This window comes from Paraburkholderia sp. JHI869 (assembly GCF_038900775.1).
In the GTDB taxonomy this organism is placed as follows: domain Bacteria; phylum Pseudomonadota; class Gammaproteobacteria; order Burkholderiales; family Burkholderiaceae; genus Paraburkholderia.
Map to the genome: position 1 here is coordinate 140,538 of NZ_JAYMSC010000005.1, position 16,757 is coordinate 157,294.

Annotated in this window: 18 protein-coding genes and 1 pseudogene; 9 read left to right on the plus strand and 10 right to left on the minus strand. The window is 62.0% G+C overall.

What is annotated here, in order from left to right:
• Nucleotides 1-135 precede the first annotated feature (135 nt).
• The 4 genes and pseudogenes from VSR72_RS11715 to VSR72_RS11730 form a co-directional block, all read right to left on the minus strand.
• Nucleotides 136-357: pseudogene (locus tag VSR72_RS11715) on the minus strand (hypothetical protein).
• A 54-nt stretch (nt 358-411) separates the two neighbouring features.
• The gene (locus VSR72_RS11720; protein ID WP_342952537.1) at nt 412-1,224 is read right to left on the minus strand and encodes a fused MFS/spermidine synthase; all 813 of its coding nucleotides are present in this window, start codon (nt 1,222-1,224) and stop codon (nt 412-414) included.
• Between the two features lie 5 nt (nt 1,225-1,229).
• Complete coding sequence (locus tag VSR72_RS11725) at nt 1,230-1,493, minus strand: HPr family phosphocarrier protein (protein ID WP_342952538.1); 264 nt, start codon at nt 1,491-1,493, stop codon at nt 1,230-1,232.
• Nucleotides 1,494-1,528: 35 nt separating this feature from the next.
• A complete protein-coding gene (locus tag VSR72_RS11730; protein ID WP_342952539.1) occupies nt 1,529-1,975 on the minus strand; it encodes a hypothetical protein in 447 nt (148 codons plus the stop codon).
• A gap of 180 nt (nt 1,976-2,155) precedes the next feature.
• Between VSR72_RS11730 and VSR72_RS11735 the strand changes: the two genes are divergently transcribed.
• On the plus strand, nt 2,156-2,500 hold the full coding sequence (locus VSR72_RS11735; protein WP_342952540.1) for a zinc ribbon domain-containing protein YjdM: 345 nt from the start codon (nt 2,156-2,158) through the stop codon (nt 2,498-2,500).
• 73 nt (nt 2,501-2,573) lie between these two features.
• On the plus strand, nt 2,574-3,410 hold the full coding sequence (locus tag VSR72_RS11740; RefSeq protein WP_342952541.1) for a fused MFS/spermidine synthase: 837 nt from the start codon (nt 2,574-2,576) through the stop codon (nt 3,408-3,410).
• 20 nt (nt 3,411-3,430) lie between these two features.
• On the opposite strand, the gene VSR72_RS11745 is transcribed toward VSR72_RS11740, so the two are convergent.
• A complete protein-coding gene (locus tag VSR72_RS11745) occupies nt 3,431-3,628 on the minus strand; it encodes a ribbon-helix-helix protein, CopG family (protein ID WP_342952542.1) in 198 nt (65 codons plus the stop codon).
• A gap of 538 nt (nt 3,629-4,166) precedes the next feature.
• Between VSR72_RS11745 and hyfB the strand changes: the two genes are divergently transcribed.
• The 7 genes from hyfB to VSR72_RS11780 all read left to right on the plus strand — a co-directional run bounded on the left by hyfB (nt 4,167) and on the right by VSR72_RS11780 (nt 11,833).
• Complete coding sequence (gene hyfB, locus VSR72_RS11750) at nt 4,167-6,173, plus strand: hydrogenase 4 subunit B (RefSeq protein WP_342952543.1); 2,007 nt, start codon at nt 4,167-4,169, stop codon at nt 6,171-6,173.
• Nucleotides 6,167-7,117, plus strand: a complete 951-nt coding sequence (locus tag VSR72_RS11755) for an NADH-quinone oxidoreductase subunit H (RefSeq protein WP_342952544.1) — start codon at nt 6,167-6,169, stop codon at nt 7,115-7,117. The genes hyfB and VSR72_RS11755 overlap by 7 nt, the downstream gene beginning before the upstream one ends.
• A complete protein-coding gene (locus VSR72_RS11760) occupies nt 7,118-7,777 on the plus strand; it encodes a formate hydrogenlyase (protein WP_342952545.1) in 660 nt (219 codons plus the stop codon).
• A complete protein-coding gene (locus tag VSR72_RS11765) occupies nt 7,770-9,233 on the plus strand; it encodes a hydrogenase 4 subunit F (RefSeq protein WP_342952546.1) in 1,464 nt (487 codons plus the stop codon). Before VSR72_RS11760 ends, VSR72_RS11765 begins: the two co-directional genes overlap by 8 nt.
• Nucleotides 9,234-9,236: 3 nt before the next feature.
• Nucleotides 9,237-10,799, plus strand: coding sequence for an NADH-quinone oxidoreductase subunit C (locus VSR72_RS11770; RefSeq protein ID WP_342952547.1), 1,563 nt, complete (start codon nt 9,237-9,239; stop codon nt 10,797-10,799).
• Nucleotides 10,799-11,308, plus strand: coding sequence for a formate hydrogenlyase (locus VSR72_RS11775; protein WP_342952548.1), 510 nt, complete (start codon nt 10,799-10,801; stop codon nt 11,306-11,308). Before VSR72_RS11770 ends, VSR72_RS11775 begins: the two co-directional genes overlap by 1 nt.
• Before the next feature lie 72 nt (nt 11,309-11,380).
• Complete coding sequence (locus VSR72_RS11780; RefSeq protein ID WP_342952549.1) at nt 11,381-11,833, plus strand: hypothetical protein; 453 nt, start codon at nt 11,381-11,383, stop codon at nt 11,831-11,833.
• A gap of 308 nt (nt 11,834-12,141) precedes the next feature.
• On the opposite strand, the gene VSR72_RS11785 is transcribed toward VSR72_RS11780, so the two are convergent.
• From VSR72_RS11785 to VSR72_RS11805, 5 genes are all read right to left on the minus strand, one after another.
• A complete protein-coding gene (locus VSR72_RS11785) occupies nt 12,142-12,480 on the minus strand; it encodes a type II toxin-antitoxin system RelE/ParE family toxin (protein WP_342952550.1) in 339 nt (112 codons plus the stop codon).
• Nucleotides 12,477-12,713 carry a type II toxin-antitoxin system ParD family antitoxin gene (locus VSR72_RS11790; protein ID WP_342952551.1) on the minus strand — a complete coding sequence of 79 codons (237 nt, stop codon included), beginning with the start codon at nt 12,711-12,713 and terminating at the stop codon, nt 12,477-12,479. Before VSR72_RS11790 ends, VSR72_RS11785 begins: the two co-directional genes overlap by 4 nt.
• A gap of 658 nt (nt 12,714-13,371) precedes the next feature.
• Complete coding sequence (locus tag VSR72_RS11795) at nt 13,372-14,967, minus strand: APC family permease (RefSeq protein WP_324159079.1); 1,596 nt, start codon at nt 14,965-14,967, stop codon at nt 13,372-13,374.
• Nucleotides 14,968-15,263: 296 nt separating this feature from the next.
• Nucleotides 15,264-15,518, minus strand: coding sequence for a hypothetical protein (locus VSR72_RS11800; protein ID WP_342952552.1), 255 nt, complete (start codon nt 15,516-15,518; stop codon nt 15,264-15,266).
• Nucleotides 15,519-15,632: 114 nt separating this feature from the next.
• A complete protein-coding gene (locus VSR72_RS11805) occupies nt 15,633-16,757 on the minus strand; it encodes a dihydrolipoamide acetyltransferase family protein (RefSeq protein WP_342952553.1) in 1,125 nt (374 codons plus the stop codon).

Below are 16,757 nucleotides of genomic sequence, written 5' to 3' on the forward strand. Positions count from 1 at the left end.
TCCGGAAATCGGTGCACAGGTTTGCGGCAGGCTGCCTAACCTGGGAACGACGATGATCTCCCTGCGCAAAGCCGAATACGCAATCGATTATCTCGTACCGGATGTACCAGGCAATCATTTCTGTGATGACGCGCCCTACTTCCGGCTTTTCAGGAACGCTCGTCCGGCAGCCGTAATCGCAATACTGGAGCGCGCACCGGATGGGTAGCTAACGAAGCCCGCGCTGATCAACTCCCGGGTGACCGACTAACCGAGCGCCGGGGCATCTCTCCCATAGCGAACTTCGGCGAGGCGTTCCAGTGCCCAGATTGAGGACGCGGATAGAGTTTGCTCGTCTGGCGTGTCATTGTCGATCATTGCTTCTCCAAAGAATTAACGGGTACTTGTTGCGGATTGCGGGGCGCTACGCCATCAGAGGAAAGCCGACGTTCCTTGTCGCGTCCAGTCGTAGCGCGCACCCATCTCGATGCGTACGGCTGTTTCCACGAGGTCAGCGCCATGCTGCCCGGCGTGTTGATCTGCCTGCTTCATCAGCGCCTCGAGTGACGGTAACGGGACACCGTTCTTCCACGCGAAGGCAATGATGTTTCCGGCGCTGCCTTTGGCCGAGGCGAGCGCGACCGATGAACCGAACGTCTCGCGAATCCGCGTGAGATTGTCCCCAAGCCGTGGATCTTCTCCCTGCAGGTTGGCGGCCAGCACGCCATCGTCGTTCAACCGTGAATGGCAGGCTTCGTAGAAGGCTGCGTCAGAGAGCTCGGGGGGCACGCCGTGCGCATTGAAACCGTCGAGCAGCAGCGCATCGAAGGTGTGCGTGGTTGTCGACAGAAACTGTGCGGCGTCCGCGCAGACGACCGACAGCCGCTCGTCGTCGGGTGGGATGCAGAAGCGCTCGCGCAGCGCAATCACCGCCGGATTGATCTCGATTACCGTGATGCATGCATCCGGCAGATGCCGATAGCAGTACTTGGTCAGTGATCCCCCGCCCAGCCCGATCATGCCGATGTGCCTGGGAGCGGGCTGCAGCAGCAGAAAACCCATCATCGTGCGTGAATATCCCAATACAAGTGCATCTGGCGCCGCGCGCAGCATGGCGCTTTGCATGCCACGGCCATCAAAGTACAGCGAGACGAGATGTTCGGATTCCACAACAACCGGGATATCCGGAGCAGCGCCTGGGCCACGGGCCCCGAAATTCGGGAGTGGCCAGTTGAACCGGGGCATGCGGTTCACCCCAGCTGTAGCAGCGGTAAAAGCGCGTGAAGTGCCGCCTCTTCGTCCGGGCCCGCGACCAGCACCTGGGCAGCGGTCCCGCCGCGCACCCGTAGTGCGTCGATTGCCATGCCATCCTTCGCGTTACCGCGGCGTCCATTCGCGACCAGCAGGATGTCGCTTTCGAAACGGCGCGCCACAATGACGAATACCTCCCGGGCAGCGTCCGCCCCATTCCGGTTCCACCCGGAACCGGCTTCAACATCCACAACGGTTGCCATGTTCTTTTCCAAAGTCTCAGGACATGTCTCTGGATTCAGTCCGAAATATCGATCTGGCAGTCCGCGAGAAACGCCCTGAGTTCGCCTTCCCATGTTGTGTCCTGAAGGTCGATGCTGACACTCGCAAGTCGCTTCACTTCCCGATTCAGGTGAACCGCTTCAAGCGATCGGGGCCACACTGTCTGCGCAAAACACCGGCGGTCCACGTCAAGAAGGAGCCGCGGATGGTGTCGGAACCTCGCGCTGGCGACCGAGATCGCATCCAGCACGTGCCGGGCCGATTCGCGCGGATAGACGAAGGCCAGGTGAATACCGACCGCCGCGAGCTGCTCGCCGACGTCATGGAAGCGGTGGATCATCTGGAACCCGCGTTCGCCACCGCGCCCGACCCCCACCAGGATCAGACCCCGGCTTCCCGCGATTTCCTGCACGCGAACCATGCGCCGGTCAGGCAGCAGCAGCGATCCATCCAGATCAAACATGACGACATCCTCAGCGAATCCGCCCGCAAGTTCGCTGAAGGGCGGCGATCGTCATTATAATACAGCAACAATTTCATGTGTCTTACATTATAATGCGCTGTGTGCGAGCAGATGATCGCCTCTGGCGAAGCACCTATCTACTTCCTGACTGACCCGAAACTGTTTTCAATGAAATCCGCAATGAATGCCGCCCCCGCATGCCCGCAATGCTCAATGGAGAACACGTACCCGGACGCAGCGCTGCATGTGTGCGCGGACTGCGGCCATGAATGGTCAGAGAGCGGGGATGCGGAAACCGTGGGCGAACCGGAAAGGAGTGTGGTCCGGGACGCAAACGGAGCCGTGCTCTCAGACGGTGACTCGGTGGTGCTGATCAAGGATCTGCGCGTCAAGGGGTCCTCGATCACGCTGAAGATGGGCACCAGGGTCAAAAATATCCGGATCGTCGGCGGCGATCACGAGATCGACTGCAGGACCGATACCGGCAGCTTCATGCTCAAGGCCTGCTTCCTGAAGAAGGCCTGACCGGGCGGCCTGCACCTGCTCGCGAAGCGCCGCGGTGTTTTACGCACTTGCCTGACTACCGGATATATCGAGAATGGACGGCGACCAGACATCCTGTGACGCATTCGTCGAGTTCCTCTCGACGCCCGTGAATGACAGGCGACCCTTCGTGCTGGAAACGCAGCACGCCGTGTCCCTGCACTTCGATCACTTTGCCACCCAGAGCTGCATGTCGCTTCGTGCGCCGGACAGGCTCACGCTTGGCTATACGCGCACGATGATGGGGTTCCTGCTGCTGCAGCCCGCTCCCAGGCACATCTGCATGATCGGGCTGGGCGGGGGCTCACTGGCAAAGTACTGCTATCTGCATCTGCCTGAAGTGGAAATCACTGCGGTCGAGATCGACCCCGAGGTCATTGCGCTGCGCGACGTATTCAGGATTCCGGCAGACGACGCGCGCTTCAGGGTGGTGTGCGCCGATGGTGCAGACCACATCCGGAATGAGGGTGCCGCAGCCCATGTCATCCTGGTTGATGCCTACGTGTCGGGCGGGGTCGCGAGCCAGTGCACGGATATCGCGTTCTTCTCTGCATGTCGCGAACGGTTGACGGAGACGGGCGTCCTTGCGATGAATTTCACCGATGACGAACCCGCGCTGGACCTTTACGTTGAACGGCTGAAATCCGTATTCGGCGCCTCATACGCATTGGTCCGATGCGGGGACGACAGCAATTTCGTCGCTTTCGCCTGGAAAGGCAGAAGCCGTCTGCCGTCTTCACGCGTCCTGCTGGATCGCGCCTTCGCGTATGCGTGGGCGGATGACCTGCGGCTACCGGTTACCGCCAGACGACTGAAGGGCGGTGTGAGCCTCGACCCGAAACGGTTGATCTGGCGTGAGAACGGCCACGCACACTGGGAGCATGGTGCGTGAACATGCTGGCTCGGTGAGCTTCAGTCAGCGCTGCGCCCGACGCGCTTTCCCAGCGTACTCTTCGTCTTGTACGTCACGCCGTGACGTTCGAGATATTCGCGGATCAACTGCCGGACAACCTGCGAAGACGTCAGATCCTGCGCGGCACAGAGCTTCTCGAATGCCTCCTTCTTGGCGGGATCGATCAGGATGGTCAGACGCGCGGTTTTCGTTTCCATTGGGAGAGGCAGGAAAGGCAAGTATGATAATCGAATTATAATACACTCGCGTTCAATGCCAATGCCCGCGCAAGCGCGCGAGGCCGCCTCGATCGTCACGAAGCCCTGGACATTGATTCCCTGCGCAAAGCAGTTCCGGTAACACTGCCGGACCCGCGCACTACAGCCACTCCCCCGATTCACGCTCCTCACGCAGACCATCGTGCCCGGCACGGCAAAGGGCTCTCCCCGTGCCCGGCTGCTGCCTGCGGAAATATGCGAACACGTCGTCGGCGACAAAGGTGAGCGACAACCCAGGCCGACGGTTTGCACTTGCACTGCGCCCACTTTCCGCGAGCCCTTCGGGCGCCAGGTGAGGCGCGCCGGCACACCGGGGGCATCGGCCTTTTCGGCCTCATGCGGCTGACATGATAACGTTATTATCATGCTCTGCTAGCCATATGCATCTTTCGATGTAATATTATGCGCAGGACTGATCTGGTGTGCCGGGCTCGGTCCATGCCCCTCGTCCAATCCGAGCGCACTGGAGACAATCCGGATGGCAAGCGTGTCTGGCGTCCATTTCGTTCTGCTGGTCGTGGCTGTCTGGCTCGCGGTCGGCGCGCTGGGCCTTGGGGTTCTGCATCGCACGCGGCTTGTCGCGCATGGCCTGTTTCCACTCGGCGCGCTGGCTGGCGTGCTGCTGGGTGCGGCAGGTGTTGTGGGAGTCTTCGCCGAACCTTCCACCCTGGTACTGCCGGTCGGTCTGCCCGGCCTTCCGTTCCATCTGCGCCTCGACCGGCTGTCGGGCTATTTCCTGTTCGTGCTCGGCGTCGTCAGCGTGGGGATCGGCGCCTTTTCCGCTGGCTATTTCCGCAAGGGCGAAGGGACCGCGCCTGGACTCATCTGTTTCGAATACCACGTGTGTATCGCGAGCATCGCGCTCGTGCTCGTCGCAGACGACGCCTACGCGTTCATGGTTGCCTGGGAAACGCTGACGCTGTCCGCCACGTTCCTCGTGATGACCAACCACCGGATCGGCGAGATCCGTCGTGCTGCCTACCTGTACTTCCTGATTTCGCACGTCGGCGCGCTCGCACTGCTCCTGTGCTTCGGCATTCTTCAGGCGCGCACCGGCGACTACACCTTCGCCAACATGCGGGCTCAGTCGCCCGACACGTTCTGGGCGTCGCTCGCGTTCCTGTTAGCGCTCATCGGATTCGGCGCCAAAGCCGGCGTGTTTCCGCTGCATGTCTGGTTGCCGGAGGCGCATCCGGCGGCGCCGTCGCCCGTATCGGCACTTCTGAGCGGATTCGTGCTGAAAGTTGGCCTCTACGGCATGCTGCGTACCGTGTTCGACCTGCTGCACGTGCAGATCGCGTGGTGGGGCGTGGTGCTGCTCGTGCTCGGCGTCGGCACCACGCTGCTTGGCGTGGTGTTCAGCACGATTCAGGTCGACATGAAGCGCCTGCTCGCGTATTCGTCGATCGACAACGTTGGCCTGATGATCGCAGCACTCGGACTCGCGGTGCTGTTTCGTGCTTGCGGCATGCCGCTTCTGTCAGCCCTGGCGCTGACCGCGATGCTCTACCAGATTGCCGCACACGCGTGTTTCAAGAGCCTTCTGTTCCTGGGTACGGGCGCTGTGCTGCACGCGACCGGGGAGCGCAATCTCGGCAAACTGGGCGGCCTTATCCGCTTCATGCCGTGGACCGCGTGGGCCGTGCTTGCGGGCGTCGCGGCCAGCGCAGGCCTGCCGCCGCTGAGCGGCTTCGTCGCGGAGTGGCTCCTGCTGCAGAGTTTCCTGTTCGCGCCGGGCTTGCCCAATTCCGTGCTCGCCATGACGGTGCCGATCGTGGCCGCGCTGGTCGCGATGTCGGCGGCGCTCGCCGGCTACACGATGGTCAAGTTCTTCGGCATCGTGTTCCTCGGGCAGCCGAGGGAAGCGAAACTGGCCCGCGCACGCGACGCGAATGCGTGGGAGCGGTTCGCGTTCTGCTGGTTCGCGGTGGCTGGCGTGCTGCTCGGGCTGATGCCCGTTCAGTTCGTCAAGCTGCTGGACCCGGTCACGCGTGCACTCGTGGGCAGCGGCGTCGCTGAGAACAACCAGGGCTGGCTGCTGTTTGCGCCAGTGTCGGCTGCACGGGCGAGTTACATGCCCGCCGTGTTCATGCTTTTCTTCATTGCCTGTTGCGCGCTTGCCTGGGTCCTGGTGCGGCGCTTCTACCACGGCCGGCTGCGTCGCGCGGCGCCCTGGAGCTGCGGCTTTCCGTTCACGACGGCGCGGATGCAGGACACGGCCGAAGGCTTCGGGCAACCGATCCGGGAGATCTTCGCGCCGCTCCTACGCGTCGAGCGGCAATTGCCATCGCCATACGATACGCAACCGGTCTACCGCGTATCGGTCACCGACCGTACGTGGTCCCTGTTCTACGAACGTATCGCGGCACTCACGCAGCGCGCGGCACAATGGGCTGGCCGGCTGCAGACCGGCAGGATTGCCGTGTACCTGACCTACAGCTTCGCCGTCCTGCTCCTGCTCCTGATCCTGGTGAGGCAATGGTGAGCCTGTCCGGCGTGATCTCGCAGGCCCTCGAGATTCTCGTGGCGCTTGCCGGCGCCCCGCTGCTCACGGGCTGGATCAACCAGTGCCGCGCATGGCTGCAGAACCGGCACGCGCCATCCATCTGGCAGCCGTACCGGACGCTCCACAAGCTCTTCAACAAGGAATCGGTCGTCGCGCACAGTGCAAGTCCGGTGTTCCGTGGGGCCCCCTACGTCGTCTGGGCCGCGATGACACTTGCGTGTGCGATCGTGCCCACGCTGTCGACTGAACTGCCGCTGTCGCCTGCTGCGGACGCGATCGCGCTCGTCGGCCTGTTTGCGCTCGCGCGCGTTGCGTTGTCGCTCGCTGCGATGGACACCGGCACCGCGTTCGGCACATTCGGCGCCCGCCGCGAGATGCTGATCGGATTCCTCGCAGAGCCGGCGCTGCTGATGGTGCTGTTCTCGGCCTCGCTGATCACGCAGTCGACACTGCTCACGAGCATCGTCGCGACGCTCCGCCGGAGTGAACTCACGATCTACCCGAGCCTGGCCTTCGCGGGTATTGCGTTCACGCTCGTGTCGCTCGCCGAGAACGCGCGCCTGCCCGTCGACAATCCGGCCACCCACCTCGAGCTGACGATGATCCACGAGGCACTGATCCTCGAATATTCAGGACGGCACCTCGCACTGATGGAATGGGCAGCGAGCCTCAAGCTGTTTGCCTACTCGTGCATTGGACTGGCGCTGTTCGTACCGTGGGGCATCGCCGGGGCAGGCAGCCCGTTTGCACTGCTGCTCGCGCTGCCCGCGCTCTTCATCAAGCTGATGGTGGGCGGCGCGGCGCTTGCCGCTGTCGAAACCGCCAACGCCAAGATGCGGATATTTCGGGTTCCCGAGTTTCTCGCCACCGCTTTCCTGCTCGCGGTCATCGGCATGCTCGTGCACATTCTGCTGGGGGCATGAATGCACGGTTACGCGACGCAACTGATCAATTTTCTCGCAGCGGTCCTGCTCGCGTTGGCGTTCGCGATGCTGAGCCAGCGCCGCATCCTCTCGCTGATTCATCTTTATACGCTTCAGGGCGTCGCGCTCGTGCTGGCAAACCTGATTCTCGGATTTGTCACAGGTGATGCGCACCTGTACGTCTCCGCGGGCCTTACGCTCGTGCTGAAGGTCGGCGTGATTCCGTGGATCCTGTACCGGCTCGTGCGCAGGCTCGACGTCCGGGCCGACGTCGAGCCGCTCATCAACATTCCGACGACGATGCTCATTGGCATCGTGCTGGTCATCATTGCGTTTAGCGTCGCCTCGCCAATCAGCCGGCTCGCGACCTCGGTCGCGCACGGCACACTCGGGATCGCACTCGCGTGCGTGCTGCTGTCGTTCATGGCGATGATCACGCGCGCGAAGGCCATTCCCCAGGTGATCGGCTTCCTGTCGATGGAGAACGGCCTGTTCTTCGCGGCAACGGCCGCGACCAACGGCATGCCGATGATCGTGGAGCTCGGCATCGGGCTGGACGTGCTGGTCGGCATCCTGATTCTGGGCGTGTTCATGTTCCAGATCCGGGAGCAGTTCGACAGCCTGGACATCCATCACATCGAGAAACTCAGGGATGAGTGACGCCCACGTCGTGCTCGCCGTACTCGGCATTCCGCTCCTGGCCGCCGCATGCCTGGCGCTCACGCGAACGAGCCGTGTCGCGCGGCACCTGAACGTCGCATTCAGCGTCGCGACGTTTGCAGCCACGCTCGTACTCGCCGCGCGCACCGTCGAACACGGCTCGTCGTTTGCATACGGTCGGGCATTTTTTGTCGACCCGCTCAACGTGTACCTCGTCGCGCTGACCGCATTCGTCGGCTGGACGACGTCACTGTTCTCGCGACCGTACATGCAGGTCGAAGAGGACCGCGGCCGGATGACGGCAAAACGGATGCGCCTGTATCACAGCATGTACCAGCTATTCATCTTCGCCATGCTGCTTGCGCTGCTGACCAACAATCTCGGTGTACTTTGGGTCGCGATGGAAGCCGCCACACTCGCGACCGTGCTGCTCGTGAGCGTCTACCGCACAGCCGCCAGCCTCGAGGCCGCATGGAAGTACTTCATCCTGTGCGGTGTCGGCATCGCGCAGGCCTTGTTCGGCACGATCCTGCTTTACCTCGCTGCGAGCCGGCAGTTGACCGGCGATGATGCGCTGCTCTGGACGAGCCTGGCAGCGGCCAGGACCCACCTGGACCCCAACATCGTATCAATCGCTTTCGTCTTCCTGCTCGTGGGCTATGGCACCAAGGTCGGACTGGTACCGATGCATAGCTGGCTACCGGACGCCCACGCCGAAGGCCCGACACCGATTTCGGCCGTGCTTTCTGGACTCCTGCTAAACGTCGCGCTGTACGTGGTGCTGCGCTGCAAGGTACTTGCCGATGGCGCCCTGGGCAATGGCCTGCCGGGGCAGCTGCTGGTCGGCTTCGGGCTCGTGTCGGTGCTGGTTGCGTCGTTCTCGCTGTTTCGCCAGAAAGACGTCAAACGGCTGTTCTCCTGGTCCTCGATCGAGCACATGGGGCTGATGACCTTCGCGTTCGGACTTGGCGGCCCAATCGCGACGTTTGCCGGGCTGCTTCACATGACCGTCCATTCGCTCGTCAAGTCGGCCATCTTCTTCACCGTGGGTCACGCGGCGCAGAAGGCAGGCACGCAGGCGATCGAGGGGATTCGCGGGCTGCTGCAGGTCAGCCCGACCGTCAGCTGGGCAATGATGCTCGGCTCGCTCGCGATCCTCGGCCTGCCGCCGTTCGGCGTGTTTGCTAGCGAGTTCCTGATCCTGACGACCGCCATGAATTCGATACCGTGGACGGCGCCCCTGCTCCTGCTCGGCCTTGCCGTCGCATTTGCGGCAATCTTCGCGCGCGTGCAGCGGATGGTGTTCGGTGGAACAACAACGGCAAAACCACTCGAGCATCGACCCGCCCTGCTGCCGGTCTTCGTGCATCTGGGCCTCGGCCTGATGCTCGGCCTCTATGTGCCACCTTATCTGGCAACGTGGTATCGCCAGGCCGCAACGATGCTGGGGGGCTGAAGCATGCGACTTGATACGACACAGATCGAAGGCGCGATCCGGCTGTCGCACGCAGTGGGACAGATTCCAGCAGCCATCGTGGAGGTGAACGAAGCGCGCTGGCTCGAAGTCGCGCACATGGCGCACTCACAGCAGAGCCGGCTCATCACGATGTGGGGCTGCGAAGCACCCGACGGGGGTGTATCGGTAAACGCGGCGTATGAATCTAAAGACGGGATACTGTGGGTGCGTCTTGCGACGCAGTGTAGCCCGCAGCCCGATGGGGGCTTCCCCGATCTTGCCGCCATTATTCCGTACGCGGCACGCATGCAGCGCGCAGTCTTTGATCTCACCGGCCTGCGGGCTCGTGATGCGCAGGACACCCGCCCGTGGCTCAATCACGGCAACTGGCCCGGTGACTATTTCCCGTTGCAAAGACAGGCATCCGGCGTCGAAAGGTTCGAGTCGAGCGAGGCAGACTACCCGTTTGTGCAGGTCGCGGGAGATGGCGTTCACGAGATCGCGGTCGGGCCGATCCACGCGGGCACCATCGAGCCGGGGCATTTCCGCTTCTCGGTCGTTGGGGAAAAGGTGCTGCGCCTTGAGGAGCGCCTCGGTTACGCGCACCGGGGTGTCGAGCGACTGTTCGAACGAACCCCGGCCTCAGGTGGCCATCGGGTCGCGGGCCGGATTGCGGGCGACTCCACAGTCGCGTTTTCATGGGCGTACTGCATGGCGCTCGAGCAGGCATGCGGTATCGCGGTCTCGAGCCGTGCGCTGTATATACGCGCCCTCCTGCTGGAAAGGGAGCGAATCGCCAATCATCTGGGCGACCTGGGCGCGCTCGGCAACGATGCTGGCTTCGCCTTCGGACTCGCGCAGTTCTCACGGCTCAAGGAGGACTGGATACGGATGAACGCTCACGCCTTCGGGCATCGCTATCTGATGGACCGGATCGTGCCGGGTGGCGCGGCAGTCGACATTCGTCCGGAGACAGTAACGGCCCTGGTGAAGCAGTGCGATGCTATCGAGCGTGAAGCCCGCATCATGCGCAAGATCTACGAGGACCAGTCGGGATTGCAGGACCGGTTTGCCGGTGCCGGCCGGTTGACTGCCGATGTCGCAGGACTTTTCGGCGTGCGCGGCATGGCCGCTCGCGCCAGCGGTCATACATTCGATTTGCGCGCGGCCTTGCAACCCGCTCCGTACGACGATGTGGCCGTCAAGGCTGCAAGCGACACACGGGGCGACGTCGCGGCGCGCGTTGCCGTGCGATTTGCCGAAATAGACGAGTCCCTGCGCCTGATACGTGTACTGCTCACCAGCCTTCCTGCCGGATCCGCTGCCGTCGACGTGAAGCCGGTCTCCGCACCGTCGCGCGGGACGGGCTGGGTGGAAGGGTGGCGCGGCGACGTATTCGTCGCGCTCGAACTGGACGCGGACGATGTGATTACGCGCTGCCATTGCCACGATCCATCGTGGCAGGCCTGGCCAGCACTCGAGCACGCGATCATCGGCAACATCGTTGCTGATTTTCCCCTGATCAACAAGTCGTTCAACCTGAACTACGCGGGGCACGATCTCTGATGTGGCAGCTTATCCGGCAATTCGCGCGCTCCGGCTTTCCGGACGAACCAGCGCCGACAGTGGAAGATGCATGGCGACACGAGGAGCGAGAGATTCGTCGCGAAGTACTCGATCTCCTCGGGCGCGCGCTATGCATCCGGCAGATTGACGCGGGCTCCTGCAATGGCTGCGAGTTGGAGATCCATGCGCTCAACAATCCTTACTACAACATCGAAGGTCTGGGGATCAGGTTCGTTGCGAGCCCCCGCCACGCTGACCTGCTGCTCGTGACCGGGCCCGTGGCGCTGAACATGAAGGCGGCCGTGCTTGCCGCATATGAAGCAACGCCGGCCCCGAAACTCGTCGTGGCGGCAGGAGAATGCGCGTGCACCGGTGGCATATTTGCCGGCAGCTATGCCGTATGCGGCCCGGTTTCCTCGGTCCTGCCGGTTGATGTGGCAATCCCCGGTTGTCCACCACCCCCCATCGATTTGCTGCGGGGTATTCTGGCGGCGTGTCGGGCACGTTAGCGTATTTCAGGGAAGATCGGCATCCAGGCAGGTACGCGCCGTGCCATGCCTCCACGCACCGGGACGCGGTCAATGCATGATGACGATTTCGACGAATTGCGCGCGAGCCTTGCACTCGTGCGCCTGGCATGGCCTCAACTCATCACGATGTTCGGCTTCCTGTTTGCCGTTCTGCTTCGCTACCCGACGTGGTTTGTTGCCCTGTCCGTTCTTGTTGTGACGGTTTCGATCTCGCACATCGCCATGAATGTCGCGAGAAATCCCGCCAGGTCGTTCGACTTCAAGGTGATCGACTGGCTCCTGGTCGGTTCCGGCTGGTCGGCCAGTCTGCTCTCGATGTACTGGCTGCGAATCGAGCGGACGCACCATCTGGAACCAGGTGCGCTTCTTGGCCTCGCGATCGAGCCCACGCTGATTTCGAACCCCGAGTTCGGGACTGGATCCGCTGTAACGCAATGGACGTGCTGTTTCGGTGCGCTGGCCGTGATGCTGGCCTGGGCCTTTAGCGGACGATACGTTGACTAAGTCTGGAAATCATGCAGGAACGGCTGGTGTCACAAAGGAGAAAGTGCCGGAGAATGAACTTATCAAGAACGACATGATCGACGAGATCAATTGGCTTTGACTCGTCGGAAATCGTCGCCATGGGAAGGCATGGAAGGCAAAGTGAATCGCATTCCCTAGTTCGACTTTCCGACTACCTCTCAGATCCAACCCAGCTGCGCAGTGAGATTCGGGAGTCTGACGCGCACGACGAAGAAACGATCCGCTTCAGGTGCAGGTGGATACGGCCGTAAAAACGTGTCTTGCACAGCATGACCGTCCGGAAAACGTCAGTGAATCTCGCCGTCGTCGTTCAACAGCCACGACGCGATATCGCGCTTGCCGTTAAGCACACGCCAGACTTCGACGTGATCCGCGCGCTCAACGTAGAAGATCACATGCGGGTAGCGATCAAGTGGCCACGATCGCAGGCCTGGTATGTCCAGCTCGTAAGCGTACCGGGGAGATCCAATGTGCGGGTGTTTAGCGAGATGAGCATACGCCTGCTCGATCTCCGCAATGAATCCGAGCGCGGCCTTTTCCGAGCCTTCCTCTACGAGGTAGTGGGTCAGCTCGTCTTCCACGTCCCGTCTGGCCAGCCTCGTCGGTTTGACGGGCTTCGCCGTCATTTGCGCGACGTTCGCACGCGGGCGCGCAGCGATTCGAAGTAGTTGGAATCGACGGGATCCGTGAGGCCCGACGCGGCCCCCTGCAGGATAATTCCGCGCAGGCGCTTGCGATCCTGATCCTTACGGATCAGTTCGCGGACGTATTCACTGCTCGTGCCATAGCCGCCCTGACCGACCTGCTCATCGACGTATTCCTTCAGCGAATCGGGGAGGGAAATGTTCATGGTGCCCATGTAGATCAGTCTATCAGTTTTGGCAAATTTTGCCAAGACGAGGGCATTGTGCACGTGCGCCTGACCAGTCCGGATGGTCTAAACCGGCGTGCCCTTTCAGGAATCAGGAGCGGTGGCGGAACGGCCCCCTGCTCAACTCCGGCCGCCTTGACGCCTTGCTGGGTGTCAGGGCGGGTGTTTTTCGGCGATGGAGACGCATCGTGAGTCCAGGACAGGCGAAACAGAACGCACGCATGCTGACCCGGGGCCGCCGGTAGCAGACTCGGCTGCCGTCTGCCTACAACATTTTCAGGGAATCCTTACTATTCGTCTCATGTCGTCAATGGATAGACTTTGCTCACCGAACGACGCCGCGAGAGTGCACGTCAGCTCTGAAACATCGACTGGCGTGCCTGGTTGACTTCGGTAATTCCCCTGGCGATTGGTACCTCTCCCAGGGAAGTCCTTCGCGCGTCATGCCCACCCGCATGACGCGCCTTTTTCTGCTCCAGTATTTCTCCCTGAACGTCGACTGGATCCTTGAGGTATAGGCCATGCACCAAGGCCGATCGGACGCGCTGTGATTGCTCAAGGCAACCGCCGCGTGCTCGCCAAACCGACTACCAGATTTGCCTCCTGAGGTCGCCCTTTTCCGGTGCGCACAACAGGCGATCGACGTTCAATGGACTGCGATGCCTTCGAGGACTTCGTCGTGCTCCTGGCGTTCCGCGAGGTACGGCGAGCGGTAGCCCGAATTCACGCCCCAGTAATAGAACACGAGCGAGACCAGCGCGACGACCAGCATGTCCCAGCCGTACGGAAGCAGACCGGCGCCGCCGAACTGCTTGCTGCCGACGAGCGAGAGGAGCGCCATGATCGGCAGGTACGCGCACAGCCACCATGCGGCCTTCAGATCCTGGCCCCAGCCGTCAAAGCCCTGCTTGCTCTGGAAGTAGAAGTACACCGGCAGCGCGACGACCATCAGCAGAATGATTTCGCCGGTCAGCGGCCACTTCGCCCAGTACAGGATCATCGATGCGCAGACGAACGCGAACGGCGCGATCACTTTCATGAACGGCACGGACAGCGGGCGCTCGATGTCCGTGGCGGCGCGCTTGAGCGCCATCAGGCTGATCGGACCCGTGAGGTACGAAATCACCGTCGCCACCGAGATCACCGCCGCGAGCGAACTCCAGCCGCGGAAGAAGAACATGAAGATGAACGAGACGAGCAGGTTGAACCACATCGCGTTGCGCGGCACGCCGTAGAACGGGTGCACGTTGCCGAACATCTTCGGCATCGTGTTGTTGCGCTCCATCGCGTAGATCATGCGCGAGGTCGTCGCCATGTAGGTCGTACCGGTGCCGCTCGGGCTCACGAATGCATCGACGTAGAGCAGGATCGCGAGCCAGTTCAGGTTCAGCGCGATCGCGAGTTCCGCGAACGGCGACTTGAAGTTGAACGTGTTCCAACCCTTCGCGACGTCGGCCGGATTCACCGCGCCGATGTACGCGATCTGCAGCAGCACATAGATCACGAGTGCGCAGAGGATCGAGCCGATGACAGCGAACGGCACGCTCTTGGCCGGATTGCGCGCTTCACCCGCGAGGTTGATCGGGCTCTGGAAGCCGTTGAACGCGAACACGATGCCGCTCGTGGCGACTGCCGTGAACACCGCCGACCAGCCATACGGCGCGAACGAGGTCGTTTCGCCGAAATTCTCGTGGTGGAAGCTTCCAGCCATCAGGCCGATGATCGTCAGACCCGGGATGATGAACTTGAAGATCGTGATCGCGCTGTTGGCACGCGCGAACAGCTTCACACCCCAATAGTTGAGCATGAAGTAGATGATCACGAGAATCGCGGAGAGCCCGAGCCCTGAATGCGTCAACGACCCGTCGACGAAGAGCGCGTGCGCCCACTCATAGGGCCAGGTGCTCATGTACTGGATCGAGGCTTCGGCTTCGATCGGGATCACCGAGACAATGGCGATCCAGTTTGCCCACGCGCTGATGAAGCCCACCAGTGCGCCGTGCGAGTAGCGGGCGTAGCGGACCATACCGCCCGACTCCGGGAACATCGCACCGAGTTCGGCGTAGGTGAGCGCGATGGCCAGAATGACCACGGCGCCGATGATCCAGGCGCAAACCGCCGCCGGACCTGCAATTTTCGCCGCCTTCCATGCGCCGAACAGCCAGCCCGAACCGATGATCGATCCCAGGCCGGTGAACATCAGCGCGAACGGGCCGATGTTCCGTTGTATCGATTGCTTCACATTGTCTCCTACGTTATGGACAGCGCGAACGAGCCATACCGGGAGTACGGCATGCCTGTACCGTACCGAGCCTGCCTACGCAGGTGGCCGGCCCTGAAAACGCATGTCCTCGTTGTAATGCCGTCGTATTGCCGAGCTATAGAGGCAACCGCAATTGCTGCGGAGACGCGATGATGAGGTGGCCTGATGTGATCGTCTAATGCTGTGTCGGCATGGATATATGCAAATTCTGCATAACGATGGGGCGGCGCTGAGCGAAAGTCGTGGAGACATCACCTTGTTTATATGCCCGATGCCTATGCGCTTCTCTTCCAGCTGAATCGCAATGCATCGAACATCTTCTTCGCCGCTTTATCGTCCGGTATCGTGATGATGTGCGCCTTGAATTCATCCTTACCGAGCGACGCGACGATTACCCTATAACGCGCCTTGACCTGGTCGCCGCTCACCGGTTCCTGTGAAGATTTTGGATTCCATCGGGGCACGCAGCCGTTGTATCGCTGCATGAAGGCCAGAGACAACACAAACCGTTTTCTGTTACGCCAGATCAATCGAAGATCGTTCCAAAAAGGGGCGGCGGCCCGACAATCCGGAGAATGGCAAGGTACCGATGCGCAAGGCACACCGCCCATTGCGATTCTGGCCGGACCAACCGTGGCATCCAGTTATTGCGCCATCTCAAGGTCCTTGATGACTGCAGCAAGAAAGCGCGCAGCCTCTCCGCCCGTGACGACCCGATGGTCGAATGTCAGGCTCAGCGGCAAAATCCTGTGCACGGCGGGCGCACCCTCGTGCGCCACGACCTGGTCATGCATGCGCCCGGCACCAAGAATCGCGACAGTGGGCGGCACCACCACCGGAGCTGCATATTTGCCAGCGATCATGCCAAAGTTCGACAAGGTGATCGTGTTGCTGCGCATCTCTTCCGGCGGAATCTTGCGTGCGCGAATATCAGCACGCATCCGGTCGAGTCCGGCGCGCAGGCCGGCCGCGTCCCGATGCGCGACATCGCGCAGCACCGGGACAAACAGGCCTTCCGGCAGATCAACGGCGATGCCGAGATCGATCTTCTCAAGCACATGGCGCCGCGCCATCCTGGCGTCGAACCATGCGTTCAGTTCCGGCTGCGCGCGACACCCGGCCACCAGCGCGCGGATCAGGCGGATCGTTACATCGGTGTGCGGTGGCCACGCGTGAATATCGGCGTCGTCTATCACGGTCGCGGCCGCCACCTCGCTCTGGGCACGCGCCATGTTCTGCGCCATCGCACGCCGCACGCCGCGCAGCACTTCAGGCGGACCAAGCTCCGCAAGCAGCTTTGCCGCCCGTTGTACGTCGACCGCCGTGATGACGCCTTCCGGCCCGGAAGGCGTCACCATCGCGAGATCGATGTCCAGTTTGCGGGCAAGCGCCCGCACCGCGGGAATCGCCTTGATAGCGCCAGGCCCCGCTCCTGCGCCACTGCCGGGCGCAGCGAGTCCTTCCTGCATCGGTTGCCGGCCCACCTCCATATGACCGACGACAGTGCCCGCATCGGCATCCGCACCACCCTCTCTGCCCCCTTCGAAAGCGACAAGCGGCGCCCCCAGATGCACGATGTCGCCCGGCTTGCCGAACAGCTTTGCGATGCATCCGGATTGCGGCGAGGGGATCTCAACGATGGCTTTCGCCGTTTCGACCGACACGAGCGGCTGGTCTGCGCGAATGTCGTCGCCGATCTTGACGTGCCATTCGACGATTTCTGCTTCCTGGAGGCCTTCGCCCAGGTCGGGCAGCTTGAAGAGCTTCAT